Source organism: Geotalea sp. SG265, assembly GCF_022808985.1.
Taxonomy (GTDB): Bacteria; Desulfobacterota; Desulfuromonadia; order Geobacterales; family Geobacteraceae; genus Geotalea.
The window spans coordinates 154,048-177,929 of sequence record NZ_JAKZFT010000005.1 but is presented as its reverse complement, the minus strand read 5'-3'; the positions used below and the strand labels follow the sequence as shown (position 1 = coordinate 177,929).

Here is a 23,882-nt window from a genome sequence, read left to right as displayed (position 1 = left end):
CATGCAGGGCAAGTATAAATAATTTTATATTAAAAGCAACTTAATTTTAAATATTTTTCATTTTGCCTCGTTTTCTTCTGGATCACCCTTCCTCAGCAGGCGCTGAATGGCCCGCAGGGGTATGAGCAGCCAGTCGGGGCGGTTATTAATCTCGTAGCCCAGGTCGTGGATCGCCTTGTCCAGGATGTAGATATCGAGGATCGTCTGCACGTCCGCCTGCACCGCAGGAATAAACTGGGCTCCCTTGACGTTTTCCAGATAGGCGTTGAGAAACGTGCCCGCCACGTGCCGGTACCAGGCCTCGGCCCACGGCTCCAGAAATGGGATATCCTCGGTACGGATGGTGGCATGCTGCACCAGCACTGCATAGGCCGCATACTGAAAGGAGTTGATCATGCCGGCCACGTCCCTGAGCGGCGAGTCCTTGATCCGCCGTTCCCGCATGGAGCGGGCCGGTTCCCCTTCGAAGTCGATGATGACGAAATCCTTGCCGGTGTAGAGTACCTGTCCCAGGTGATAGTCGCCATGAATGCGGGTTTTCATGGCGGCAAACCTGCGCCCGGTGAACTTGCCCAACTGCCTGATGATCTCCTGCTCCATGGTGAGGAGCTGTTCCGCCTCCAGCCTGATCTCATCGCGCAGGTTCTTCAGGTTGCGCCGAAGCAGATCATAAACGGTGCGGACCCGGTTGCGCATGCTCTGAAAGCGCGAGCGCTGGTTGAAAATGGAAAAGGGCTCGGGGGTGAAGGCCGGGTATTTGCTGGGAGAGGAGAGCGCCAGGTGCAACTGGGCGGTTCGCTTGCCCAAAAGCGGTACCATCTCCAGATAAAAGCCTCCCATCAACTCCTGCATCTTCGGCGACAACGTCCCCTGGTCGGCGTCGTAAATATTTGCCGGGAGCCGCGGCGTCACCTTCATATCCTCCTTGCCGGCCAGGACGCGCTCCACGTATTCGGACACCTCGTCCATGGTCAGTCCCCAGGCATCCCCCTGGTTCTCCACCAGCCCCTGCATGATGCCCAATGTCACCGGTTCCGTTCCCTTCTGCCAGTATTCCAGCACCCCAACCAGGGGCGCCACGTGGGCGAAACGGTTTTTTTCCGTCAGAAACCTGCCGATCTCCACCTCGGGATTGACCCCCTCCTCCACCCGCCGATAGAGCTTGAAAAAGAAACTCTCGTCGTAGTGGACAGCGGTATTGCTCTGCTCCACCTTCCCCACCCGGGACTGCTGCGGCGCCTGCCGTTCCCGGAACAGGGGAGCGAATGAATGTCCAGGCCGTCCGGAAAGCATCCTTCCCTCTGTCCCCTCGATCCGCTTTCTCCCCGCGATGAGACCGAAGATGATGCTCCGAAAGGATTCGCTGTACATGGCATCGTAGAGAATGCCATCCTCATTGTTCACCTTCAGCCTGGCAATGACCGCCTCGGGGCGTTCCTGGAGTATATCCTCCCCCTCGGCCAGGGGCAGGTAATGGAGCGGCAGTAGATAGGTCTCCGCCTGCCCCTCCGTATAGGCCGTCTCGATAAAGCTGAGGATGAAGGAGCTGGTATCCCCCGGGATCGCCAGGGTGTCGCCGATGACCAGCTTGCTGATGGTCTGCCCTTTGCTGCGGAACCAGCGGGCTTTGTGCAGGTAGCCGGGGAGGACCCGCCGCTCCATCTGGGCCAGCCCCGTTCTTTTCAGAACGTTTTCCCACGTGCCGGTCACGGATAGCTCGGGACAGACGTATTCCGCAGCGGGTGCCTCTGCCTCCTGTGCCTTGGACATGAGCAGGAGATGGTAGTTGTACGGCCCGAGAATGAGGACGTAGGGGGAGTCTTTGATGACCGGAAAGCGGTTGCGGCTGAAGATGTCTTCCGGCACATAGCCGAGGAACTCCGGCGATTTGATTTCGAGGACCTGGGAATAGCGGGAAAGGTTGATGAAGATGAGGATCGTCTCCTCCTCGTATCTTCTGATGACAGCTATGACCTTCGGGTTGCGCAGCCGGACGAAATCGAGAGAGCCGCGGCTGAAGGCCTTGTACTGCTTGCGCAGATCGATAAGACGGCGCATCCACCACAGAAGCGAGGTGGGGTTGCGGGTCTGGTTCTCCACGTTGACCGCCTCGTAGTGGTACTCCGGGTCAATGATAACCGGCAGGAACAGCCGCTGGGGATTGGCGGCGGAAAAGCCCGCGTTGCGGTCGGGACTCCACTGCATGGGGGTGCGGACGCCGTTGCGGTCCCCCAGGTAGTAGTTGTCCCCCATGCCGATCTCATCGCCGTAATAGATGATCGGCGTCCCGGGCAGAGCGAAGAGCAGCACGTTCATCAGCTCGATCTTGCGCCGGTCGCTCCCCATGAGCGGCGCAAGGCGGCGGCGGATGCCCAGATTGATGCGGGCGCGGGGGTCACTGGCATAGACCCGGTACATGTAGTCACGCTCCTCGTCGGTGACCATCTCCAGGGTCAGCTCGTCGTGGTTGCGCAAGAAAAGGGCCCACTGGGAATGTTCGGAGATTTCCGGGGTCTGCTCCAGGATGTTGATGATGGGGAACGATTCCTCCATCTGCAGGGCCATGAACATGCGCGGCATGAGGGGGAAGTGGAAAGCCATGTGACAGGCGCTGCTCCCCAGATAGGATACCGCGTCCTCCGGCCACTGGTTGGCCTCGGCCAGTAGCATCCGCCCCGGGTACTTCTCGTCCATGAATTGGCGGATCTTGTTGAGAAAGGCGTAGGTCTCCGGCAGGTTCTCGCAGTTGGTCCCCTCCCGTTCGTAGAGGTAAGGCACGGCATCGAGCCTGAGCCCGTCAACCCCCATGCCGAGCCAGAAATCGATCACCTGCAGCATGGCCTCGTGGACCCGGGGGTTGTCGTAATTGAGGTCCGGCTGGTGGGAATAGAAGCGGTGCCAGTAATAGGCCTTCGCCACCGGGTCCCACGACCAGTTGGAAGATTCGAAATCCTTGAAGATGACCCGGGCATCCTGGTACCTGGCGGGAGTATCGCTCCATACGTAGAAATCCCGCCATACCGACCGGGGACCCCCCCGGCGCGATTTCTGAAACCAGGCATGCTGGTCCGAGGTGTGGTTCAGCACCAGCTCGGTGATGATCCGTATCCCCAGCCGGTGGGCCTCGCGCAGCACCGCCTGGAAATCACCCAGGGTGCCGTAGTCCGGGTGAATGCGGTAGTAATCGGCGATGTCGTAGCCATCATCCTTCAATGGCGAAGGATAAAAGGGGAGCACCCACACCGCCGTCACTCCCAGGTCGTGGAGGAAAGGGAGTTTTCTCAGCAGCCCGCGGAAGTCGCCGATACCGTCGCCGTTGCTGTCGTAGAAACTTCTGACGTGCACTTCGTAAATGACGGCGTCCTTGTACCAGAAGAGGGGTTCGTCTTTCTGTCCAGTCATGGCTTTCGCTCCTGCATGTCACATGTAATAGTCGAAATCCGCCTCCTGGCGCAGGCGCGGGCGCACTTGGAATATGCGTGCCGGCATGCGGCGCGGATCCAGTTCGATGAAATTCCAGGCTCCCTGCCAAATGGATTTTTCATCGCTGATCAGGTCGTGGACCAGGTAGGGATGCCCCGGAGCGACCCCCAGCTGCTCCAGGGGAACGTGCAGCCTCCCCCCCTGTACCCGGGTCGGGTCCAGGTTGACGACGACCAGAATGATATTTCCCCCGTCCTGGGAGACCTTGCCGTAGAAAATGAGGTTGTCGTTGTCGGTCTCATAGAAGGTGACGTTGTAGGTGCTGTGGAAGGCTCGGTTTTCCCGCCGGATGCGGTTGATGGTCGTAATCAGTTCCTTCAGGTTGCCGGGAGAATCGCGGTCCCAGCTGCGGATCTCGTATTTTTCCGCATCCAGGTATTCCTCCTTCCCCGGCAGGGCCTCGCTGACCCCCAGCTCAAAGACCGGCCCGTAAATTCCGTAGCTGGACGAGAGGGTCGCCGCCAATACCAGGCGGATGATAAAGGCCGGCCGTCCCCCGTACTGGAGGTGCATGGGAAGGATGTCGGGGGTATTTGGCCAGAAATTGGGACGGAAGAATTCCCGCACCTCGCTACGGGTCAACTCTCCCATGTAGGCGGTCAGCTCGTCCCTGGTGGTCCGCCAGGTAAAATAGGTATAGGACTGGCTGAAGCCGATCTTTGCCAGGCGGTACATGACCTTGGGCCGGGTGAAGGCCTCTGCCAGGAAGATCACATCGGGCCAGTCGCGCCTGATCTCGGCGATGAGCCATTCCCAAAAGGAGAAAGGCTTGGTGTGGGGATTATCCACCCTGAAGATGCGGATGCCCTTCTCGATCCAGAAGGTGACCAGCCGCTTCAATTCCTGCCAGAGCTCCTGCCAGGCGGGGGTCTCGAAATGGAAGGGGATTATGTCCTGGTACTTTTTGGGCGGATTCTCGGCAAACTGGACGGTGCCGTCGGGACGCCAGAAAAACCACTCCGGGTGCTCCTTTACATAGGGGTGATCGGGGGAACACTGGAAGGCCAGGTCGAGGGCGATTTCCATGCCGTGCTCCGCCCCCTTTTTCACCAGCGACTCGAAATCCTCCATGGTGCCCAGTTCGGGATGGAGCTCGGCGTGCCCGCCGGTAATGGCGCCGATGGCCCAAGGGCTGCCCGGATCACCCGGCCCGGCCTGGGGAGTGTTGTTTTTTCCCTTGCGGTTGGTGAGGCCGATGGGATGGAGCGGCGGAACATAGAGCACGTCGAAGCCCATCCCGGCAAGCTCCGGCAAAAGCTCTTCGCAATCCCGGAAGGTGCCGTGCCGTTTGCCGTCGGTGCCGAGCGAGCGGGGAAACAGTTCATACCAGGCGCTGAAGCCCGCCTTCTCCCGCTCCACGACCACCGCAAGCTCATGGTGGTAACGTGTCGCCAGGGGGCGATCCATGATGGTGCCGTAGAGGTGTCCCTCGGAAATGAGCCCCAGGGCCACCCGCTGTTCCAGGCTGTGGCGGTTGGAAAGCTCGTCCGCTGCCGAGCTCAAACGATCCGCTGCTTTATGGTCCCCCCTCTCCGCCGCTGTTGCCGAGGCTTTCGTCAACTGCGCGGCGAGCAGATCCAGTTCCACCGTCACATCCTGCCCATCCTCGTATTTTTTCAGCAGGTCCTTCTGCCAGGATTTGAAATGATCGACCCAGGCGATGATGGTGTAATGCCAGACCCCAGTGCTCCGGAGAGGAAAGGAGCCCTCCCAGCGGTCGTTCCCAAGGTGCTTCATGGGTTCCTCGCGCCAGTGCTCTTCCTTATCACCACGATAGAGCAAATAAGCGCTCACCTCGTCATGGCCGTCGCAGAAGATATCTGCCCTGACCGTCAATTCCTCCCCGTAGATCCGCTTCACCGGGTACAGGCCGCAATCCACCTGCGGAAACACCCCTTCGATGACTACCCGCTTTCTCCCGTCAGACATATGGACCCCCATAGATGCCTTCATATATCTTGAAGAACCGATAGCGCAGTCCCCTGAGCCCTTCCCCCTGAGAACCTACAGGGAGAGGGTGCTACAAATGACGCATCCAACCGTTCTCGTTTCATTGAATACGCTCAAGCATGGCCACGGGCGCATCGGCGAATACTTCAGCCAGTAAAAGGGTGCTCCCCTGGTCCCTGTCCGCTCCGGCAACGATTTCGTCGCTAATAACGTTCCAGTATCGGGCACCGTTCCCCTGCCACGGCAGCAACAGAGTCGTATCGCCCCAGACTTCGCGCCCCACCGGTACTCGGGCCGGATCGCCTGCCAACTCGACAATCAGCCGGGATGCGGCAACGATCACCGTCTCCCCCCCCAGCCTGCGGGCAAAGGCGCAGCCATGTCGTGCTTTTTCACCTTCCAGCTCAAGGGGAAGGTATGCACCGGTGTCGAAGACGGGGCGCCTGGCGCGCCGGTAGTTGAGGGCACGGTAGATGAGGTAGAGTTTGATGCCGCCATCCTCCTTCGAAGCCAGCAGTTCACGGACCAGCCGCGCAGGACCCAGCTGCGCCTCGCGCTCCCTGAGGCGAGCGAGCATCTCCCTCCTTACGCGGAAGTCCACTGGCCGGCGGTTGTCCGGATCGACCAGGCTCAACGCCCACAATTCCGTACCCTGGTAAAAATCGGGGATGCCGGGAGAGCCGATCTTCAGCAGGACTTGGGAGAGGGAATTGAACATGCCGTAATGGGCAATGGGGGCGATAAATGCCATAAAATCCCTTATGAATCCCCCATCATCCAGAACGAGGTCAATAAAGCCGCCAAGGGCCTTTTCATAGTTCCCGTTGGGATTGATCCAGCTGGTATGGACCTTGGCTTCCCGGGTCGCCTTGACCATGTATTCCTTGATCCGGGCAGAAAACCCGGAAGAAACGGGATCGGCAGTCTCCTCCACGGGCCAGGCACCGACCAGGGTCTGGTAGAGCAAGTATTCATCGTTGCGGCCGGGTGCAGCCTGTCCATCGACCATAGTTTTTTTCCGTTTGTTGAGGCGGCTCCACTTCACCAGCGCCTTCTGCCATTTCTCCGGCACCTCAGACAGAACATCGATCCGCGTCCGCACATCCTCCCCCCGCTTTGAGTCGTGGGTTGCCGTAGCCACCAGGGCGTGGGGAAAGGTTCTGAAGCGCTCCGCATTCAGGCTGTGGAAGACATCAACGGAAATGCCGAACCGGTCGGGTGCTCCACCCACTTCGTTGAGGGAAACCAGGCGGTTATAGACATAAAAGGCGGTATCCTCCAGCCCCTTGGCGGTCACAGGCCCGGTCAGCTGCTGAAACTTCATGACGAAATCAAGCCATTCCAGCCGATCTCCCTCACTGGCATTCACACTATTGCGGAGCAGCAGGACGCCCCGGAGAAAATCGAAGATGGAGGTGCTGATGGCGGGGTTGCGGCGCTTTGCCTTGGTGACAGCGGTTTCAATGACCTGAACGTCCTGCTCACGGATGGTGGAGGAGTTGGCGTAGGTCCGGTAGACGGGGAAACAGGCAATGACCTCGGTAATGGCCCGGGTCAGACTGATAAGGGTGAAGTCCCGGGTCAACCGGTTCTTTTCGGAAATGTTGTTGAGGTAATGGCCGAGGGTATTGATCTCCCCCGACATGGATACCTGCATGACCAGCTTTTTCTTTTCGTAGACCGCTTCGGCAAAATTGATCGTCTGGCGGATGAATCTGGTATAGCTGCGGTCCAGCCATTTCAGATTTTCCTGGTGGATAAAAATACCGTTAAGATAGTTGAGGAAATCATAGCCGGTGGTGCCGAAGACTGGCCATTCCTCCGGCAGTTGCTCCCCCTTGAGGAGGATTTTTTCGCAGATGATATAGAGCGGCTTGTAGGAGGGGTGGTCGGCGATGATCCGGCTATAATCGTCGCTGCATGTCTTCAGCCACTGGGCTTCCGCATCCGCACCGGCCGGCTGCGGGCCTTCTCCGGTGCCGAGGCAGCGCTGGATGAAGCAATACTTCTGCAGGCGCTCAAGATACGTCAGCGGATCGTAGAGCCCATCCACATGGTCGATTCTAAGGCCGGTCACCTTCCCTTCCCGGATCAGCCGGAGGACCAGGGCATGGGTCTCCCGGAAGACGACTGGGTCTTCCATGCGGATGGCGCTCAGGGCATTGATGTCGAAGAACCGGCGGTAGTTGATCTCCTCCGTTGCCACCTTCCAGAAGGAAAGACGATAGACCTGGGCGCAGAGCAGCTCGTCCAGGAGGTCGAAACTGGCGGGCTCTCCGGTGGCACCGTTGAAAATGGCGACATTTTCGGTGATGAAGTTGAGGATTTCCACGCTCTGGCCACAGAGGAGCATAAGCCGCTTCTTCACCACCTCCTTCTCCCGGTACCGTTCTGCGACCTTCTCCGGGTCATGCTCGGTGGTCGGGGGAAGGTGCTGCAGGGCGGTGATGATGCTCAGCAGTTCCTGAAGCGGGGGGGCATCGGCGGAAAAAGCTCCCTCCACCACTTCCAGGCGGTACTTCAGGATCTGCAGCCAACTACTCGGCTCTAGGGGGAGCATGGTCTCGTAATAGGCAACTGAGAAGGAGCCCTCATCAAAGACCAGGCGCAATTCGCCGTTCTCCAGCACCTTGCCGTACTGGTCACCCAGAAGCGGCAGCAGGACCTTGTTGGTCAGCTCTTTTTTCACCGGCTGCCAGTTGATGTCGAAAAAGGTGGCATAGGTGGAACAGGGGCCGTTTTCCAAGACGTCCATCCACCAGATGTTCGCCCTGCTTTCGATACACATGTGGTTGGGAACGAAATCTAGGACATGCCCCATGCCGAAGCGTTCCAGTTCGGCAATCAGCTCGGTGTAGGCATCGGGGGTGCCGATCTCCCAGTTGAGGCGGTTCTGATCGACCACGTCGTAGCCGTGCAGGCTCCCTTCCTTGGCTGTCAAATAAGAAGAGGCATAAATGTCGGTCACCCCCAGATCGCTCAGATAGGAGACGATTTCCTGGGCAGCGGCAAAGCCGAATTGCCGGTTGAACTGGAGCCGGTAGGTTGCTGCGGGAATACGGGCAGCCGGCGGGTTCTCGTTTGCCATTGCACCTCCAACAGGATCAATAACTACTTTGGAAAACGTACCTCCCTGACTTGTTACCGTTCACCCTCTCCTTTAGGCCCTGTGGGTCTTGATGGAGAGGCCAGGGGGAGGTGGAAATATCGGTAATCAGCAATGCTGCCCCTCCTCCGGCCTCTGGCCCCTTCTCCCCTCCCATCTTACCCCTCCGGCAGGATCGTCCCCAGGTTCATGGAGAGCAGCTCCCCCAGTTGCCGGAAATTCTCGACCCATCCGGCGGCCGAATCATCCCCTTCCCGCGAACGCAGGATGAATTGGGGATAGATGTTTTTCGCCAATTTGTAATAGATGTTCTGCATGTCCCAGAGGTCCACCTGGATAGGAGTCCCCTTCTGCAGCTCGACGAACTTCCTGATCCTTTGCAGAAGAGCGTAATCGGCGGGATTCCCATGAAACCTGTCCATGAGGCCATCGGCAAAGGTGCGCAGGCTGTATTCCACCTCGGGGAGATCCACCGGCACCTGCCAGCGCTGCATGTTGGCCAGAACCCTGCGCACCTGGTCCCCGTCAATCTCCTCGGCCATGAGCGCCTCTTTAATCTCGGTATTGAGGCTCATTTCCGCGGCTGCCAGGAAGCGCTTCGGCACCGGCATCCCCGTCTCCTGGACGAATTCCATCAGGTGGCGATTATGCTCGTAGATGCTGCGGTAGTCCTGGGTGAATTCCTCCATGGTTGCATTGAGGATCAGGTTGAGAATCTCCCGCTGTTCGTCCCGGAAAAGATCCAGAAGGGAGAAATTATGCATGCCGAAATGCTTGTCCAGGAGACCGGCGATCTCCATGTAACGGCCGCGGTCGAATTCCTCCAGCAGTTCCTCCTTGACCGAAGCACACGCAGCCTCAATGAGGCAGGGACGTACCCCACCCTTGAAGTCATGGTGGCCGATACGGACCACGCAGAACATGAGCCGGGAACTCTCCTGGGTGATCTCGGAAACGATGCGGACCGTGCCAGTTGCCAGGGCCGCATCCTCGGTGACCATCTTCTTGTACTCTTCCACGTTGACCGTATAGGAAAATATCCGCGCCTGTTCCGGATACTCCCTGAACAGGGAACTGAAGGCAAAATGCACCGCCACCTTGGTCAGGTCCACCTGGGCAGGCAGGGCGAATTTCTCGTAAATGTCGGCACCATTACCGTTCTCAGGGATATTCGACCGGGCGGCGCTTAGTCGTTCCTTGAAGCCCCGCTCCAGGTCCTGCCCCAGAAGCCCCTGGGAGAGCTGCAGCGCCCTACCCGCATACTGGATCACCTGTACCGTCTCAATACCGGAGAGCTCGTCGAAGAACCAGCCGCAACTGGTGTACATGAGCATGGCGTGGCGCTGGATTTCCTGGAGCTTCAGCACGGCCACCTTGTCGTCATCGCTCAGGTTCCGGCGCGCCTCTTCCGCCAGGAAAGCGTTACGATTCGCCTCGTCCCGGTCCAGAACCACCCGGATGTACTCGTCCCGGGCATGCCACGGGTCACGAAGGTATTGGCGCCCCAGTTCGTCATACCGTTCGGCAATCCGGTCACGCAGCCAGTCCAGGGCGCCCCGCAGCGGTGCCCGCCACTCCTGATTCCATCCACCGTGCCCCCCGGAGTTGCAGCCGCAATTGCTCCGCCAGCGCTCCACTCCGTGGACACAGCTCCAGGAAGAGTTCTCGTGGATCCGCACCTCCACGGTGGGGGGGTGCTGGTCCAGGTATTCGCCGTAGTTGGTGAGACGAGCCAGGTTGTTGCCCTCGATGTGGTCAAGGGCGGCCGCCAGGGCCATGTCGCCGAACTTGTGGTGATGGCCGTAGGTCTCCCCGTCGGTGGCGATATGGAACAGCTGCGGCCAATCCCTGGCATCGTCGAAACCTCCCATGAGGCGCGCTGCGAAGGCCTCGCCGCGGCTCAGAAGGTCCTCGAAGGCAACCGCCTGGGAGATAGGGCCATCGTAGAAAAAGAGGGTGATGGTGCGCTTGGAAGGAAGGCGGCAGAGATAGGCGCGGGTCGGGTCGATGGAGCCGTTGCATTCCTGCCACTGCTCCTCGCCGATCCTGCGGAAAGCTGCCGCCTGGCGCGGGGCGAGAATGGTATATTTGATTCCCTGTTCAGCCAGAATATCCAGGCTTTCAAGGTCCACGGCGGTCTCCGCCAGCCACATCCCTTCGGGAAAGCGCTTGAAGCGGTACTGGAAGTCCTTGAGTCCCCAGACGACCTGGGTGCGCTTGTCCCGGGCATTGGCCAGGGGCATTATCATATGGTTGTATACCTGGGCTATGGCCGCCCCATGTCCCCCGCGCCACTGCATGCTCTGGTGATCCGCTTCCAGCACCGCCTGGTACAGCTCAGGATCGCACCCCTGCATCCACGAAAGGAGCGTTGGACCGAAGTTGAAGCTGATCTTGGCATAGTTGCTGACGATGTCCTTGATCCGCCCCTCCCCGTCCAGGATGCGGGACGCGGAGTTGGGGGCGTAGCACTCGGCGGCGATTCGTTCGTTCCAGTCATGGTAGGGCCGGGCCGAATCCTGTATCTCTATCGACTCAAGCCAGGGGTTTTCCCGCGGCGGCTGATAAAAGTGTCCGTGAATGCAGATGAAGCGATCCATTGTTACCCCGAGATTCTATGTTCTAGGTTCTAGGTTTTCCCCCTCACTCTTCACTCTTCTTCCGGTAGACGATAAAGCTCCATGGTACCAGAGCGAGACGCACTCTTCCTTCGGTTACTGTCAGGGTCGAGTAGGCCGTCTCCCCTGCCCCCCCCCACTGGGTTGCCGCCGAATCGAACAGTTTCGGCCACTTGCCGTTATCAAGCTCCACCGCCACGTCCTGGGGTGTCTCGCTATAGTTAAAGACGCACAGGGCACTGCTGTTTCCCACCCGCCGCGCCAGCGCCAGTACCTGCTTCTCCTCGAAAGGGGTGACCGTCATCTCTTTCCGTTCCACGCAACCCAGGGTCGGCACCTCCCTGCGCAGGGAAAGCAGTTTTCTGTAACAGGCGAAGAGCACGGCATGCTCTCCCCCCTGCCGCGCTTCCGGGTCCAGCTTGGACTGCTGGAAGGTCTCCGGGGCCTGGGGGTCAAGGGCCTCCTCCGCCCAGGCAAAGGCGGCAAATTCCTCCTTCCGCCCCTTGCGCACCGCTTCAATGAGAAAGCTGTCCCCATAACTGACAAAATAGTTAAAGGGAGCCTTCTCCCCATATTCCTCCCCCATGAAAAGCAGGGGGAGGTAGGGGGAAAGCAATACCGTGCCGGCGGCTAGCACCAGCTTCTGAAGCGGCAGGCCCGCGGCAAGGCGGTCCCCGTAGAGCCTGTTGCCGATCTGATCATGGTTCTGGGCAAAGGCCAAGAATTGAACGGGGGGGCGGTCCTTGGCCGAATTGCCATGGCGTCTGCTGCGGTACCGGGAATACTGACCGCTGTAGACATACCCTTCCTGAAATGCCTTGGCCAGGTGCTCAAAGTGGCCGAAATCCTGATAGTAGCCTCCCTTTTCCCCCGTCACCAGGGCATGCAGGGCGTGATGAAAGTTGTCGTTCCACTGGGCGTCCACCCCGTATCCCCCGATCTCTGGCGGGTTAATGAGCCGCACGTCGTTCAAATCACTCTCGGCAATGAGGTAGACCTGCCTCCCCATCAGCTGCCGGTGGCGGTGGACTTCGTCGGTCAGAGCGCGGAGAAAATGGGTGGCGCCGAAGTCGTAGATGCGGTCGATGGCATCCAGGCGCAGAGCGTCGAAATGGTATTCGTAGAGCCAGTGGAGGGCATTGCCGATGAAATAGTCCCGCACTTGGTCGCTGTGGGGACCGTCGAAGTTGATGGCGTCCCCCCAGGGGGTCCGGTAGCGGTCGGTGAAATACCAGCCGAAATCGTTCAGGTAGTTCCCCTCGGGGCCAAAGTGGTTGTAGACCACGTCGAGGATAACGGCCAGACCCTTGCCGTGGCAGGCATCCACCAGCTCTCTCAACCCTTCCGGTCCGCCATAGCTCGACTGGGGGGCGAAGGGATAGACGCCGTCGTATCCCCAGTTGCGGTTGCCGGGAAACTGTCCTACCGGCATGATTTCCACCGCCGTTACTCCCAGGTCCTTAAGGTAGTCCAGCCGGGGGATGACCGCTGCAAAGGTCCCCTCGTTGCTGAATACCCCCACGTGCAGCTCGTAGATGACGTATTTATCGAGGGGTATTCCCTGCCATCCCCGGTCCTGCCAGGAATACCGCCGGGGATCGACGACTGCGGAAGGGCCGTGCACCCCCTGCGGCTGAAAGCGGGATGCCGGATCGGGGCGTTCCATGTTGCCGTTCAGCAGGTACAGATAGGTATCTCCCGCCAAAACATCCTCAACCTGGACGGAAAAATAGCCCCCATTCTCCGGCAGCAGGTCGATCAGCCGATCGCAACGGCGAGATACCAGGCGCAATGCCACCTTGTCCGCCTTCGGCGCCCAGACCCGAAATCGTGCATGGCCGTCCTCCTGCACTTCGGCACCCACATCCAGCTTCCATGTTTCTTCAGCCATGATCGCTCCGTCTTCCACGGCTGCGGGACAAATTGCCGTCGAATCAACCGGCTCCAGCAGATTGGCAGCAATGCCGGGATTTGGGTTGTGTCTGAGACTTGAGTGCCCCATCAAGGGTTCGGGGCTGACCGCCGTGGTACACACGGCGCTGGTGGGATGACCGCACTGCTGTATGGGCTAGGGTCAGGGGATCTTCGCAGGTTTGAGATGCGCCTCCAGCTTCTCGTATTGCCTGTTCAGGTCCTGCATGGCAGCTTCCACTCCCGCTTTTCCCCTGTTCCAGGTCCTTGACGTGGCAGCCTTCAGCCTCTGCAGTTTTCCGGCAGCAGTCTTCTCTTTTTCCCTGAAGACCCTCAGATCTTCCTCGAAGCGCACCTTTGCTTCGTCTTTAAGGGGTGTGGAACGGGCCATCAGTTCATCGAGATTCTGCCTCAATGTCCTGAGCCTCACCTCGGTCTGCTTCTGATACTCTTCCCTTTTGCCGTCGTCCCCGCCAAAGGCCATGAGAAAACCAGAAAAGGTGAAAAAGGCCAGAACGAGTGCCACCCATGTGCGTCTCATATTCCCCGCCCCTTATATGTCGGTTGGTAACTGCCACGAATGCACCAATTCTTTTTCAGATGTGCCCAAGTAATGCCAGAATCAGCAATATCAACAGTAGCAGTCCCAATCCGCCGCTGGGGTAATACCCCCAGGAGGAACTGTATGGCCACAGGGGAAGAGCGCCCACCAAGAGTAAGATCAGAATCAATAGCAGGATAGTTCTCATGGCTTTGCTCCTTGTAAGAGAGAACAGCAGGAGACAAAAAAAGTGTAATTGAAGGGAGTTAAGGGACAATCGACCTTTAGGTCATTTTTTTCGCAACGGATAGGTTAATCGGTGGGCTAATACTTCGGGGGGAAAACGGGGGAAAGATGCGGGGCAAACGCCCCGCATCGAGTTATGTCCGACAGGCTGCTAGCGTAGAATGGCGCCTTGCGTTTCACCATGATGCGTCTCGGCATCATAGCGAATCTGGTCTTCCTTGAGGGTCTTGAGCCGTGCCTCCACCAGGCGGTCGACCATGGAGTTCAACTCGCGCCTGCTGCCGAAGGACCCCAGGGAAGAGAGCAAGTCGTTGACGTCGGCAGCGGCCTTGACGGCAAGATCCTTATGCCCCAGCTCATGGATGGTGACATGCTCCATGTAGGAGCTCCATTGCCCTGCCAGCTGTTCGGTGATGCCAGCCGTGCTGGCAAGCCTCGGGTAGCGGTAGACTACGTCAACCTTCGTTTTCACCGCGGCTATGGAATACCTGCCGCCGCTTTCTTTGATATCGTAGTCGTATCTGATATTCCAGGTGGTCAGGGCGGCATAGGTATGGTCGTCATTCCACCGGGTGCCGTTTTCCTTCATCTGCTTGCGCAGGTCGGCAAGGCTGGTGCCTTTGATGTCATAATATTCGTGTTTTTCCTTCAGAGCCAGGGCCACTTCCGGCTTTTTCAACTGGAAGAGATTTTTCTCATCATATTTGGCAAGTTGCAGGGATTCCGTCCCGACTTTCTCGGCATGCACCGGAGTGGAGCAGAGCAGTGCTCCGGCAATCAGATAAATGAGCTGTCTGGTCATGTCTGTTCCTCCTTTTTGTAAAACGCTTTCTGGTGAAAGCGCAGATCCAATAGAACATGAAACGGCCAAGGCCATAAGTGCGCCTGCTCACAAAAGGGCAACTATCAACGCAGACATCTGCCATGGGAATGTAATCGGCGCCTGCAGGGAAAACTTGAGGAACTGCTGACGGGAAAGGCTCAGGAAAAGAGCCAGTCACTTTATTTGTAAAAATTAATTTCACTGCTATAGTTGCAGTAAATGCCCGGAAACGGCCCATCTGCCACTATGGCGGGGAACTCAATAGCAGCAGACAGACAAAGGAGGAACGGCGATGGACACTGTGAAACGGTTGATCTTCACCACAGCAGCGCTGGTTGCCCTGTCAGGATTGGCATTGAGTGCGGAGGAAAATGAATACATCATTGATGAACCGGGGGCTGCGGTGAAGGGCCACAGCGGCTCGGGCGCCGGTGGAGCGGTCATCTATCGAAGCTACAGCAGCAGCGGTCCGGGCGGAGTGACCGTCTTTCGCAGTTACAGCAGCGCAGGTGCCGGTGGGGCTGTCATATACCGGAGCTACAGCAGCGGCGGAGCCGGCGGGGCGGCAGAAGAGAGCGGCAGCGGCGCCGGGGGAGCAACTTACAGGAGTTACAGCAGCGGCGGTACCGGCGGTTCGACCCACGGTTCCTACGGAATAGACGTGGATACGCGGACCGGCGGCAGCTATCCCGGAGTCTCTCCCGACACCACCACCGGGACCGACACCAGCCAGGGAATGGGGGGTATCACCGGCGGCCGGTCGGGGAGCTATAAATTCGGCATTGGCGGTAAAGGAACCGGCGGCACCATGGGCACCTATTCCAGTGCCACGGGCCGCTGAGCGTGATGGCGGAAATCATCAGCCTGAATCCGCGTGGGAGGACAGACAAAGACCGGGAGATTGCCATGGATTTCGACTATACGGACCATGAGTACCTGTCCCACTGCACCGACGGCTGTGGTGCCATTACGGGCTGGCTCCAGAGCAGGGAAGTGGCCAGGGAAGCGGGCAAGAACCATGAGAGGAACAAGGGACACAACTGGATGGTACGGGAAAGAATGAAATAGTTTCCAGATCGGAAACGAGGGATTTTAGTCCTGGCAAGGAAATCAAGGGATGGCGCGGAGGCGTACATCGGTACGCCGCACAAGCTATCCCACAGATTGACACCGCCAGGGCAAAAAAAGAACCGTTTCCGATGGAAACTAACTACTGACGAGGGTACAACCATGGACGACAGGAGCTTCCCACCTCAGCAGCAGGAGCAGCCGGGAGTCGAGCAGCAGATGGCCCCCCGGCCCGATAGCGGCGAGTTGTCCTATACCGGGAGCGGCAGACTCAAAGGGAAAAAGGCCCTCATCACTGGCGGCGACAGCGGCATCGGTCGGGCGGTGGTCATCGCCTTCGCCAGGGAAGGGGCCGATGTTGCCTTCGCCTACCTTAAAGAAGAGCAGGACGCCATTGAAACATGGGAAATCGTCAAGCGTGAAGGTGTAGACTGCCTTCATTTCCAGGGGGACGTGGCGGACAAGGCCTTTTGCGAGGGTATTGTGGAAAAGACCGCCGGCCGGTTCGGCAGGATCGATATCCTGGTCAACAACGCCGCCGAGCAGCACTATACCGAAACCATCGAGGATATTTCGGAGGAACAGCTGGAACGGACTTTTCGAACCAACATTTTCGCCTATTTCCACATGGCGGCGGCCGCCCTGAAGCACATGGGGGAAGGGGGGCGAATCATCAATACCACCTCGGTCACCGCCTTCAAGGGGAACCCGAAACTCATCGACTACTCCGCCACCAAAGGAGCCATCGTCGCTTTTACCCGGTCCCTGGCCATATCCGTTGCCGACAGAGGGATCCTCGTCAACGGCGTCGCGCCGGGTCCCATCTGGACGCCGCTGATACCGGCGAGCTTTCCCCAAGAGAAGGTGGAGCAGTTCGGTGAGAACGTGACCCTGAAGAGGGCCGGCCAGCCGGTGGAAATTGCCCACAGCTACGTCTTCCTCGCCTCCCAGGGGGGGTCATACATGACCGGCCAGATCCTCCACCCCAACGGCGGTACCATCGTCGGAGGCTGATCTTCACTACTCAATATTCGGATCATGGCAAACCTGCCGATAAGAGACTTCCTATTAATTTCCTTCTTATCGGCAGAGCAATGCTCCACATTCCCATCGACAACCCGCTGCTGCTCGTCGTCGTGCAACTTCTACTGGTCATGCTGATGTGATTCAAGAAAGCGGTCGATGAAGCGGAAGGTTTCCAGCGGCTTTTCTTCGTGGGGGTTATGCCCGCAGGCCTCGATTATTTCCAGCGTTGCCCCGGGAATCGCCTGCCTCAGCCGTTCTCCCTGTTCAATTCCGACAATCCGGTCATGCCTGCCCCAGAGCAAAAGCACGGGAAGGCGCAGTTTGCCATAGCAGGCAGTTATCTCGGCACAATCGGGGGGGACAAGGGCACGGCAGGTTTCCACCAGAGCCCGTTTCGCATCCCTCTCCCGGTAACAGGGGAGATAACGGGCCACATGCTCCCGGTCCACCAGCCGCCTATCGTAATAGGCGGCACGAAGCCCGACTTTTACCCACGCTTCGGGAGAAGGCAGCGCGACAAAAATGGCGGCAGCCACGGGAACTTGAAATACCCGCGCAATGAGAGGCAGCCGCTGGATAAAGCCCGGTCCCCCCATGACGACCACGGATTTTATGAGCGCCTCCCGCCCGGTCATCGCCTTGATGGCCGCCAGAAGCACCACCGTCCCGCCAAGGGAATGCCCCACCAGCGTCACCCCCGACAACCCCTCCCCCTGGAGGAAATCCAGAAGCCGCTCCGCATGGGCGCGGATGGAGTAATCTGCCCCTGGCGGTTTGGCCGATTCCCCTGATCCGAGGAGATCAAGAAGATAGAGGTTATACTGGTTGCGGGGAAAGAGCGGGATAAGATCGGTCCAGGTCTCGGAGCGGGAGGCGAGGCCGTGGACCAGGACCAGCTTCTTTTTGCCGTGGCCATAGGGGCGGAAGGAGAGTATCTCCCCCGGGGAAATGTACCGATGATGCACGTTCATGCCGTGCAACGCCCCTCTTAGGTCAGGATATCCACCAGCTCGATTTCCAGGATCAGCTCCTCGCCGGCCAGGTGTGGATTGTTGTCCACAACGATACCCCTGTCGGTGGAGGTCACCGTGTAGTCGCCGGGAGCCATGCCGGTGACCACCTGTTGCTGGAAGCGTGCCGGACGATCCCCCAGCGGCGCGGCGGCATCCTGGGAGAGGTGGGTCGCCCCGGAGGGCTTTCTGCGGCCGTATGCCCTTTCCGGCGGCACGGTGACCCACTTGGACTCTCCGGGAGACATCCCCTCAAGTGCCTCCTCCAGTCCACGCAACGCCTTCCCCGCCCCCACCGTCAGCCGCACTGGATCGCTCCCAGCGGTGGATTCCACGATCTTTCTGTTTTTCAGCATTGCCGTGTAATGGACAAGCACCGTGCTTCCACGTTTTACTTGAGGCATCTCGCACCTCCTGGATTGGCGTGATACTAACAGTATAACAAGGGGCATGGCATCCGCCATGGGAGAGGAACGGGAGGTGGGGTACGCCGGACAGGAGGCTGCGGCGTGACTAACGATGGAAAGATCGGCAGGAAGCGGCAGGACCGGTCACAGGGAACCGTGGTGGCCCTGCCGCAGTCGGGCATTCAATAGGTGGCAAACTCGTCGTCCAGGTGATCATCCTCCATCCGTAAGGGCGCTCCCTGGGCAGCCCCCTTTCTGCCGTAGGCGGCTTCAGACTTCCGGTATCGGTCCACATTCACGGCTCTTACGCGTTTTTCTGCCGGCTGCTTCCGAACCAAGGGAATCATTGCAGACCGTTCACCTTTGCCGACGCTGAAAAAAGCAGCAATGTCCTTCAGCCGGTCTGCCTGGGAAGCCAGTTCCTCGGAGGTGGAAGCGACCTCCTCCGCTGCCGAGGCATTTTGCTGAATCACCATGTCGAGCTGCTGGATGGCCTTGTTGATCTGCTCGGCACCCGAGTCCTGTTCCTGGCAGGCAGCGGAAATTTCCTGTACCAGTTCGGCAGTTTTCTGGATGTCGGGCACCAACCTGGACAGCATCTCCCCGGCCTGCTCTGCAACCTGGACGTTTTTGATGGAAAGGCTGCTGATTTCCGCCGCCGCCTGCTGGCTCCGTTCGGCAAGCTTGCGCACCTCGCTCGCCACCACTGCGAAGCCCTTGCCGTGCTCCCCGGCCCGGGCAGCCTCAATGGCAGCATTGAGAGCCAGCAGATTCGTCTGCCGTGCAATTTCTTCAATAACGGTGATCTTTGCCGCTATCTCCTTCATGGCAACAACTGTGGCAGCAACGGCGTCACCCCCTTCGCGGGCATCGACGGCACTTTTCTGGGCGATTTTTTCAGTCTCATGGGCATTATCGGCATTCTGGCGGATGTTGGACGCCATCTCCTCCATGCTGCTCGATGCCTCTTCGGCTGCAGCCGCCTGCTCCGATGCACCCTGGCTCATCTCCTCTGAGCCGGAAGAAAGCTCCTGGCTTCCCGCCGCCACATAGTCTGCAGCCATGACCAATTCTCCCACCGGCCGGGCAATGCTGCGCATCAGGGCGACTATCATCAGAATGCAGGCGGCAAATGAAGCCAGGACCAGAACAAAGATCGTCACCAGCGACCGTTTAGCCAGGGCACTGAGAATCTTCCCCTCTGCCGCCATTTGCTTGACCCAAGTCTCGGCCAGTTCCTTTGCCATCCGTTCCAGGTTGTGGGTCTCGTCCTTATAGGAACCGATAGCCACATTGGCAGCGGCGGTATCGGCAACTTTGCCGGCGGCGATGAGCCCGGAAACTTTCTCGAACCCTCCTCCATAGCTCCCCAGGTAGCCGTTCATGACCTTGACATTGTCCTTCTCCTGCTGCGTCTCCGCCAACTTCTCCAGATCGGCGAGGCGGGCCCGGGCGCTATCCATCTGCTCCTTCCACTTGCTGTAATATTCGGACATCTTCTCCCTGTTGCCCATATTGATGAAATAATCTTTTTCGTAACGCCGTACCCCAACCACATCAGCCCTGAGACGGGCCGAGTACTCAGCCACTTTCGCTTCATGGTGCAGTATTTCGCCTATGGACTCCGACAGCTGATTGGTCACCCAATAGCCGGCCACCCCAACCAGCAGCAACATGCCCAACAACACACTGAAGCTCAGTTTCAGTCTCTTGCCCAAGTTCAGTTTTTCCATTGCCATTTTTTCCTCCGCTTCTTCCTGCATGGATGTAGGGACCAATGTCTGTCTTCGGTAAAAGGGAGAAAAAACTTTAATCTCGTGTCCATCCCCCTCCGCCCCACATGCCTTCTGCTTGACAATTCTGTACCCGGAGGTGTATGAAACCGGCAAAGCTGCAGGAGGGGGAGAAGCACAATGAACGAAAAACTGCAGGGGTTCCCGGTGATCGTCGAATTTCCCATTGCCTGGGGAGAAATGGACCCCCAACAGCATGTGAACAATGTCGTCTACTTCCGCTACATGGAAAACGCCCGCATTGCCTATTACGACAGGATCGGCGCCTGGCAGCTGGCTGAAGAGGAGGGAATCGGGACGGTGTTGCACTCCACCGACTGCCGGTACCGTATACCGCTCACCTACCCGGACACCATTTCGGTGGGGGCACGTGTCACCGCAATCGAGGCGGACCGCTTCACCATGGAATACCGGATAGTGAGCAACAAGCTGGGTAAAGTGGCAGCAGAGGGGAAAGGGGTGTTGGTCGCTTTCGATTTCCGGAAGAACGGGAAGACTGCATTGCCGGAGGTGCTGCGCCGGAATATGGAAGCACTGGAGGCGGGAATGATACGGGAATGATTCTGGCCAGCGTCATGGCTGTCCCTGCCGCCTATGAGCCCGGCCAGTTTTTACAAGACGCAACCGTCCCATTAAACATTTTTCTTTTAATTAGAAATGCATTGTATTATTGTCATTTAGTATCCTTTCCCGACCTCCGGTCGGGAGATTCATATTCAATGTCTAAGGAGGATGTCAGATGAAGAAAATCGGAATTGCCGGTGCAATACTGGCGATGGGAATGTTGGCCGGCTGCGCCAGCCCCTTTCCCCAGGGGATCGTCTACACCGAGTTGAAACTGCCCGTCGATGCTACCGGCAACGGGGGTAGAGCGCCGAAAACCGGCACCGGCGAGTGCATGAGCGTCCTGGGAATGTTCGCCACCGGCGACTGCAGCCTGGAGACCGCCATGAAGCAGGGGGGCATCAGCAAGATTCACCATGTGGATTGGGAATCGAAAAATATCCTCGGGCTCTTCGGCCAATACAAGGTTGTCGTTCACGGCGAATAGCCGTCTCTCACTGAAGCCGGACCTGCACCTGTGCGGCAGGTCCGGCCCCACCTTTTACCTCTCCATATTAATACAACCCCTCCCCATCGGAGAGCATCTTTCGCAGCTTCCGGAGATCGGCCCGCTCCATGGGCCGGCCGGTGATGCTGCTTCTGGGAATGCGATGGATATCTTCCAGGGGGTAGACGGTGCATTCGATCACCACCCTGTCCTCCTCCAGATAGATATGGGGATATTCGAAGAATTCACCGCCGTGGCGGATGGTGACGACCTCCTCGGCGAAATCTATCCCGTTTCGCTGCAGAAACATCTCCACCTCTTCCGGCGAGTCGGCAAAGAGATGGAGATCGATGTCACTTCGCCCGGTAATGGCACCGCTCAGGACCGAGCCGACCAGGTGGGGATGAAACTGCTCTAGAAGCTCCATTTCCCTTAACGCCAGAAGACGCATGTTCAGCAGCCGCTCCGGCAAGACCTTCTCTTCGTGCATGATGATGAGGCGCTGCAGCTCCCCATGAATTTCCCCGTTGGTGGGAAGATGGGAGCCAAGGGAAAGGGTCTTTTCCGAGCCGAAGCGGCGGGCGGCCTTGCGCTTGGCATCCAGGTACTCCTTGACCCCATCCTCGTACATGAGGCGCGCCGCTTCTTTGGCGATCAGCAGTCGTAATCGGTCCGATCCTGCCATGGAACAAGTATAACAAAAGGCCCGGAAATAACTCCCCGGGCCTTTTGTTATCGATCTGTAAAGGTTATTATTGCTGCGGCTCTCCCGGCTGCTCTTCCTGCACGCTTTCCTGCCCGGGTTGCACCGGCTCCCTTTCGGGCGGTGCCGGCGGCGCAAAGGACCGGTTGAGCATACCATTACTGTGCTTGGGGCAAAATTCTGTCGGTTCGGTACCGGGGATGAAGAACTCCTCCCGCTTGTCCGGACAGCCCGGGGCGGCCAGGTAACCGGTGGCAGGGTCGATGGTAGCGGAAACAACCATTGCCGGTTTTTGGAAATCCGCAGCCGGCCTTGACGTTACAGCTTGGCGCATGAAGCGCTCCCAGATGGGGGCAGCCACCGCGCCGCCGGTAAAGCCTCTCCCCCCCGGTCTCGGTTTGTCGTAGCCGAGCCAGACCCCGGTGATGATCCCTGGCGTATAGCCGACGAACCATGCATCCCGGTAATCGTCGGTGGTGCCGGTCTTTCCGGCGGCCGGGTGCAGCTGACTGAACTTCTTCAACCCTTTAGCTGTGCCATAAGTCATGACATCCTTGAGCATCTGGCTGGTAATGTAGGCAGTGGCCGGAGAAAGGACCGGCGTTACGGCGGAGGGATTCTCGATCCAGGTGCGGCGATTGCGGTCGTAGATGCGGATGATGGTCCTGGGCTCGGGGCGGTTGCCCCCCGTGGCAAAGGGGGTATACCCCCGCACCAGCTCGCTGAGGGTCACCTCGTCGCTTCCCAGTGCCAGTGACAGACCGTTTTCCCCCCGCATGGGGAGCCCCACCCTGCCGGCGAAATCCACAAAGTATGGAACACCCACCGTATCCAGCAGCTTGACCGTAATGACGTTATTGGAATAGGCAAGGGCTTGACGCAGGCTCAGCTCGCCGTACTGCTCGTGGCCGTAGTTGAGTGGCCTCCAGACCTCGCCGTTGCCGCGGTTGTAGGCGGCTGGCGCATCGCTCCAGATACTGCCGGCAGTAATACCTTTTTCAAGGGCAGCGGCATAGATCAGGGGCTTGATGGTGGAACCGGGCTGGCGCTTGGCGAAGAAGGCACGATTATACGGGCTGCGGGCGTAATCGGTGCCGCCTACCGCAGCCAGGACATCGCCTGTAGCCGTATCCATACAGAGTAGTGCGCCCTCCAGCTGCGGCGAAATGCGCTTCACGCCGTCACGCACCGTTTTTTCCGCCAATTTCTGCAGCTCCAGGTCCATGGCCGCAGTCACCTCCAGCCCCCCCTGCTCCATAACTTGCGGTCCGAACTGCTCAATCAGCTTGGACTTGATGTGGGCCAGATAGTAGGACCCCTGCCCGCTTCTGGTCACCGCAACTCGTTGTGCCTTCAGCCGCTGCTGCTGCCTGGGGGTAATGATCTTCAGCTCTGCCATCCGTTTCAGGACCACCGCCCGCCGCTTGGCCACGTCAGCGCCCTTCCCGAGAGGATTGTAGCGCCCCGGGTTTTTAGGCACTCCTGCCAGCAGGGCGCATTCCGCCTCGCTCAGCTCTTGGGGAGTCTTGTCGAAGTAGATCCGTGCCGCCTGGGCAATGCCCCAGGCCCCGTTGCCGTAATAGATCTCGTTGAAGTACATCTCCAGAATCTGCTTCTTGGAGTACTTCTTTTCGAAATCCATGGCCATCATCCCTTCCTTCAGCTTGCGGTCGATGGATTTCTCGCTGCTCAGGAACTTGTTCTTGATCAGCTGCTGGGTAATGGTCGATCCCCCCTCGGCCATCCTCCCCTTGACCACATCCTTGACCAGTGCCCGGGCGATGCCCCGCACATCGATACCGTTGTGCTCGTAGAAACGGGCATCCTCAACGGCCACCACCGCCTTCTGCAGGAAGGAAGGGATGCGGTCGATTGTGACCCAGTAGCGCTTCTCCGGCAGCAGCCTGCCGACGAACCGTCCCTTGTTGTCGAAGACCTTGATGGATGAGTATGACGGTGGAAGTAAGGGGTAGGCGGCAATGGTGTCCCGCGCCTGAACGGAAGGAACGACAAGCGCGGTGAGCAGCAAAGCCGACAGGGCAAAAAGGGCCGGTTTCCTGAGTAAGAGGGGAATCACAATCTGCTCCTTGGATGGCATTTCAAGCCTATTACTTCACCACTTCTTGCTCCAGGAATCAAATTATTT

Annotated in this window: 18 protein-coding genes; 5 read left to right on the top strand and 13 right to left on the bottom strand. The window is 58.6% G+C overall.

Features of this window, described 5'->3' with window-relative positions; translation table 11 throughout:
• Positions 1–57 precede the first annotated feature (57 nt).
• The 8 genes from treS to ML541_RS08090 form a co-directional block, all read right to left on the bottom strand.
• Positions 58–3,402: a maltose alpha-D-glucosyltransferase gene (gene treS / locus ML541_RS08125; protein WP_243372202.1), complete on the bottom strand. Its 3,345-nt coding sequence runs from the start codon at positions 3,400–3,402 to the stop codon at positions 58–60.
• Between the two features lie 18 nt (positions 3,403–3,420).
• Positions 3,421–5,412 (bottom strand): alpha-1,4-glucan--maltose-1-phosphate maltosyltransferase, encoded by a 1,992-nt coding sequence (locus ML541_RS08120; RefSeq protein ID WP_243372200.1) that lies wholly within the window; start codon positions 5,410–5,412, stop codon positions 3,421–3,423.
• A gap of 121 nt (positions 5,413–5,533) precedes the next feature.
• The gene (locus ML541_RS08115) at positions 5,534–8,521 is read right to left on the bottom strand and encodes a malto-oligosyltrehalose synthase (protein WP_243372199.1); all 2,988 of its coding nucleotides are present in this window, start codon (positions 8,519–8,521) and stop codon (positions 5,534–5,536) included.
• Positions 8,522–8,697: 176 nt separating this feature from the next.
• Positions 8,698–11,139, bottom strand: coding sequence for a DUF3536 domain-containing protein (locus ML541_RS08110; protein ID WP_243372197.1), 2,442 nt, complete (start codon positions 11,137–11,139; stop codon positions 8,698–8,700).
• A 43-nt stretch (positions 11,140–11,182) separates the two neighbouring features.
• The gene (gene treZ, locus ML541_RS08105; protein ID WP_243372196.1) at positions 11,183–13,048 is read right to left on the bottom strand and encodes a malto-oligosyltrehalose trehalohydrolase; all 1,866 of its coding nucleotides are present in this window, start codon (positions 13,046–13,048) and stop codon (positions 11,183–11,185) included.
• A 183-nt stretch (positions 13,049–13,231) separates the two neighbouring features.
• Positions 13,232–13,609: a hypothetical protein gene (locus tag ML541_RS08100; protein ID WP_243372195.1), complete on the bottom strand. Its 378-nt coding sequence runs from the start codon at positions 13,607–13,609 to the stop codon at positions 13,232–13,234.
• A 55-nt stretch (positions 13,610–13,664) separates the two neighbouring features.
• A complete protein-coding gene (locus ML541_RS08095) occupies positions 13,665–13,817 on the bottom strand; it encodes a DUF3309 family protein (protein ID WP_243372194.1) in 153 nt (50 codons plus the stop codon).
• A gap of 189 nt (positions 13,818–14,006) precedes the next feature.
• Positions 14,007–14,657: a DUF922 domain-containing Zn-dependent protease gene (locus ML541_RS08090; RefSeq protein ID WP_243372193.1), complete on the bottom strand. Its 651-nt coding sequence runs from the start codon at positions 14,655–14,657 to the stop codon at positions 14,007–14,009.
• Between the two features lie 313 nt (positions 14,658–14,970).
• Between ML541_RS08090 and ML541_RS08085 the strand changes: the two genes are divergently transcribed.
• The 3 genes from ML541_RS08085 (at position 14,971) to ML541_RS08075 (ending at position 16,760) form a co-directional block, all read left to right on the top strand.
• Complete coding sequence (locus ML541_RS08085) at positions 14,971–15,519, top strand: hypothetical protein (RefSeq protein WP_243372192.1); 549 nt, start codon at positions 14,971–14,973, stop codon at positions 15,517–15,519.
• Between the two features lie 65 nt (positions 15,520–15,584).
• The gene (locus ML541_RS08080) at positions 15,585–15,746 is read left to right on the top strand and encodes a hypothetical protein (RefSeq protein WP_243372190.1); all 162 of its coding nucleotides are present in this window, start codon (positions 15,585–15,587) and stop codon (positions 15,744–15,746) included.
• A 162-nt stretch (positions 15,747–15,908) separates the two neighbouring features.
• A complete protein-coding gene (locus ML541_RS08075) occupies positions 15,909–16,760 on the top strand; it encodes an SDR family oxidoreductase (RefSeq protein ID WP_243372188.1) in 852 nt (283 codons plus the stop codon).
• A gap of 131 nt (positions 16,761–16,891) precedes the next feature.
• Here ML541_RS08075 and ML541_RS08070 read toward each other — a convergent pair whose 3' ends face one another.
• From ML541_RS08070 to ML541_RS08060, 3 genes are all read right to left on the bottom strand, one after another.
• Positions 16,892–17,743 (bottom strand): alpha/beta hydrolase, encoded by an 852-nt coding sequence (locus tag ML541_RS08070; RefSeq protein ID WP_243372186.1) that lies wholly within the window; start codon positions 17,741–17,743, stop codon positions 16,892–16,894.
• A 17-nt stretch (positions 17,744–17,760) separates the two neighbouring features.
• Positions 17,761–18,186 (bottom strand): FKBP-type peptidyl-prolyl cis-trans isomerase, encoded by a 426-nt coding sequence (locus ML541_RS08065; protein ID WP_243372184.1) that lies wholly within the window; start codon positions 18,184–18,186, stop codon positions 17,761–17,763.
• Between the two features lie 185 nt (positions 18,187–18,371).
• Positions 18,372–19,928 (bottom strand): methyl-accepting chemotaxis protein, encoded by a 1,557-nt coding sequence (locus ML541_RS08060; protein WP_243372182.1) that lies wholly within the window; start codon positions 19,926–19,928, stop codon positions 18,372–18,374.
• 174 nt (positions 19,929–20,102) lie between these two features.
• On the opposite strand from ML541_RS08060, the gene ML541_RS08055 reads away from it, so the two are divergent.
• Both ML541_RS08055 and ML541_RS08050 read left to right on the top strand, forming a co-directional pair.
• On the top strand, positions 20,103–20,543 hold the full coding sequence (locus ML541_RS08055) for an acyl-CoA thioesterase (RefSeq protein ID WP_243372181.1): 441 nt from the start codon (positions 20,103–20,105) through the stop codon (positions 20,541–20,543).
• A gap of 178 nt (positions 20,544–20,721) precedes the next feature.
• The gene (locus tag ML541_RS08050; protein WP_243372180.1) at positions 20,722–21,033 is read left to right on the top strand and encodes a TRL-like family protein; all 312 of its coding nucleotides are present in this window, start codon (positions 20,722–20,724) and stop codon (positions 21,031–21,033) included.
• 67 nt (positions 21,034–21,100) lie between these two features.
• On the opposite strand, the gene ML541_RS08045 is transcribed toward ML541_RS08050, so the two are convergent.
• Together ML541_RS08045 and ML541_RS08040 are read right to left on the bottom strand one after the other, a co-directional pair.
• Positions 21,101–21,718, bottom strand: a complete 618-nt coding sequence (locus ML541_RS08045) for a hypothetical protein (protein ID WP_243372179.1) — start codon at positions 21,716–21,718, stop codon at positions 21,101–21,103.
• Between the two features lie 67 nt (positions 21,719–21,785).
• The gene (locus ML541_RS08040; protein ID WP_243372328.1) at positions 21,786–23,774 is read right to left on the bottom strand and encodes a PBP1A family penicillin-binding protein; all 1,989 of its coding nucleotides are present in this window, start codon (positions 23,772–23,774) and stop codon (positions 21,786–21,788) included.
• Positions 23,775–23,882 lie beyond the last annotated feature (108 nt).

What these genes read in the sequence shown, in the direction of transcription:
- treS (WP_243372202.1), bottom strand. Translation starts at nt 3,402, where the DNA reads ATGACTGGACAGAAAGACGAACCCCTCTTCTGGTACAAGGACGCCGTC.
- ML541_RS08120 (WP_243372200.1), bottom strand. Translation starts at nt 5,412, where the DNA reads ATGTCTGACGGGAGAAAGCGGGTAGTCATCGAAGGGGTGTTTCCGCAG.
- ML541_RS08115 (WP_243372199.1), bottom strand. Translation starts at nt 8,521, where the DNA reads ATGGCAAACGAGAACCCGCCGGCTGCCCGTATTCCCGCAGCAACCTAC.
- ML541_RS08110 (WP_243372197.1), bottom strand. Translation starts at nt 11,139, where the DNA reads ATGGATCGCTTCATCTGCATTCACGGACACTTTTATCAGCCGCCGCGG.
- treZ (WP_243372196.1), bottom strand. Translation starts at nt 13,048, where the DNA reads ATGGCTGAAGAAACATGGAAGCTGGATGTGGGTGCCGAAGTGCAGGAG.
- ML541_RS08100 (WP_243372195.1), bottom strand. Translation starts at nt 13,609, where the DNA reads ATGAGACGCACATGGGTGGCACTCGTTCTGGCCTTTTTCACCTTTTCT.
- ML541_RS08095 (WP_243372194.1), bottom strand. Translation starts at nt 13,817, where the DNA reads ATGAGAACTATCCTGCTATTGATTCTGATCTTACTCTTGGTGGGCGCT.
- ML541_RS08090 (WP_243372193.1), bottom strand. Translation starts at nt 14,657, where the DNA reads ATGACCAGACAGCTCATTTATCTGATTGCCGGAGCACTGCTCTGCTCC.
- ML541_RS08085 (WP_243372192.1), top strand. Translation starts at nt 14,971, where the DNA reads ATGGACACTGTGAAACGGTTGATCTTCACCACAGCAGCGCTGGTTGCC.
- ML541_RS08080 (WP_243372190.1), top strand. Translation starts at nt 15,585, where the DNA reads ATGGATTTCGACTATACGGACCATGAGTACCTGTCCCACTGCACCGAC.
- ML541_RS08075 (WP_243372188.1), top strand. Translation starts at nt 15,909, where the DNA reads ATGGACGACAGGAGCTTCCCACCTCAGCAGCAGGAGCAGCCGGGAGTC.
- ML541_RS08070 (WP_243372186.1), bottom strand. Translation starts at nt 17,743, where the DNA reads ATGAACGTGCATCATCGGTACATTTCCCCGGGGGAGATACTCTCCTTC.
- ML541_RS08065 (WP_243372184.1), bottom strand. Translation starts at nt 18,186, where the DNA reads ATGCCTCAAGTAAAACGTGGAAGCACGGTGCTTGTCCATTACACGGCA.
- ML541_RS08060 (WP_243372182.1), bottom strand. Translation starts at nt 19,928, where the DNA reads ATGGCAATGGAAAAACTGAACTTGGGCAAGAGACTGAAACTGAGCTTC.
- ML541_RS08055 (WP_243372181.1), top strand. Translation starts at nt 20,103, where the DNA reads ATGAACGAAAAACTGCAGGGGTTCCCGGTGATCGTCGAATTTCCCATT.
- ML541_RS08050 (WP_243372180.1), top strand. Translation starts at nt 20,722, where the DNA reads ATGAAGAAAATCGGAATTGCCGGTGCAATACTGGCGATGGGAATGTTG.
- ML541_RS08045 (WP_243372179.1), bottom strand. Translation starts at nt 21,718, where the DNA reads ATGGCAGGATCGGACCGATTACGACTGCTGATCGCCAAAGAAGCGGCG.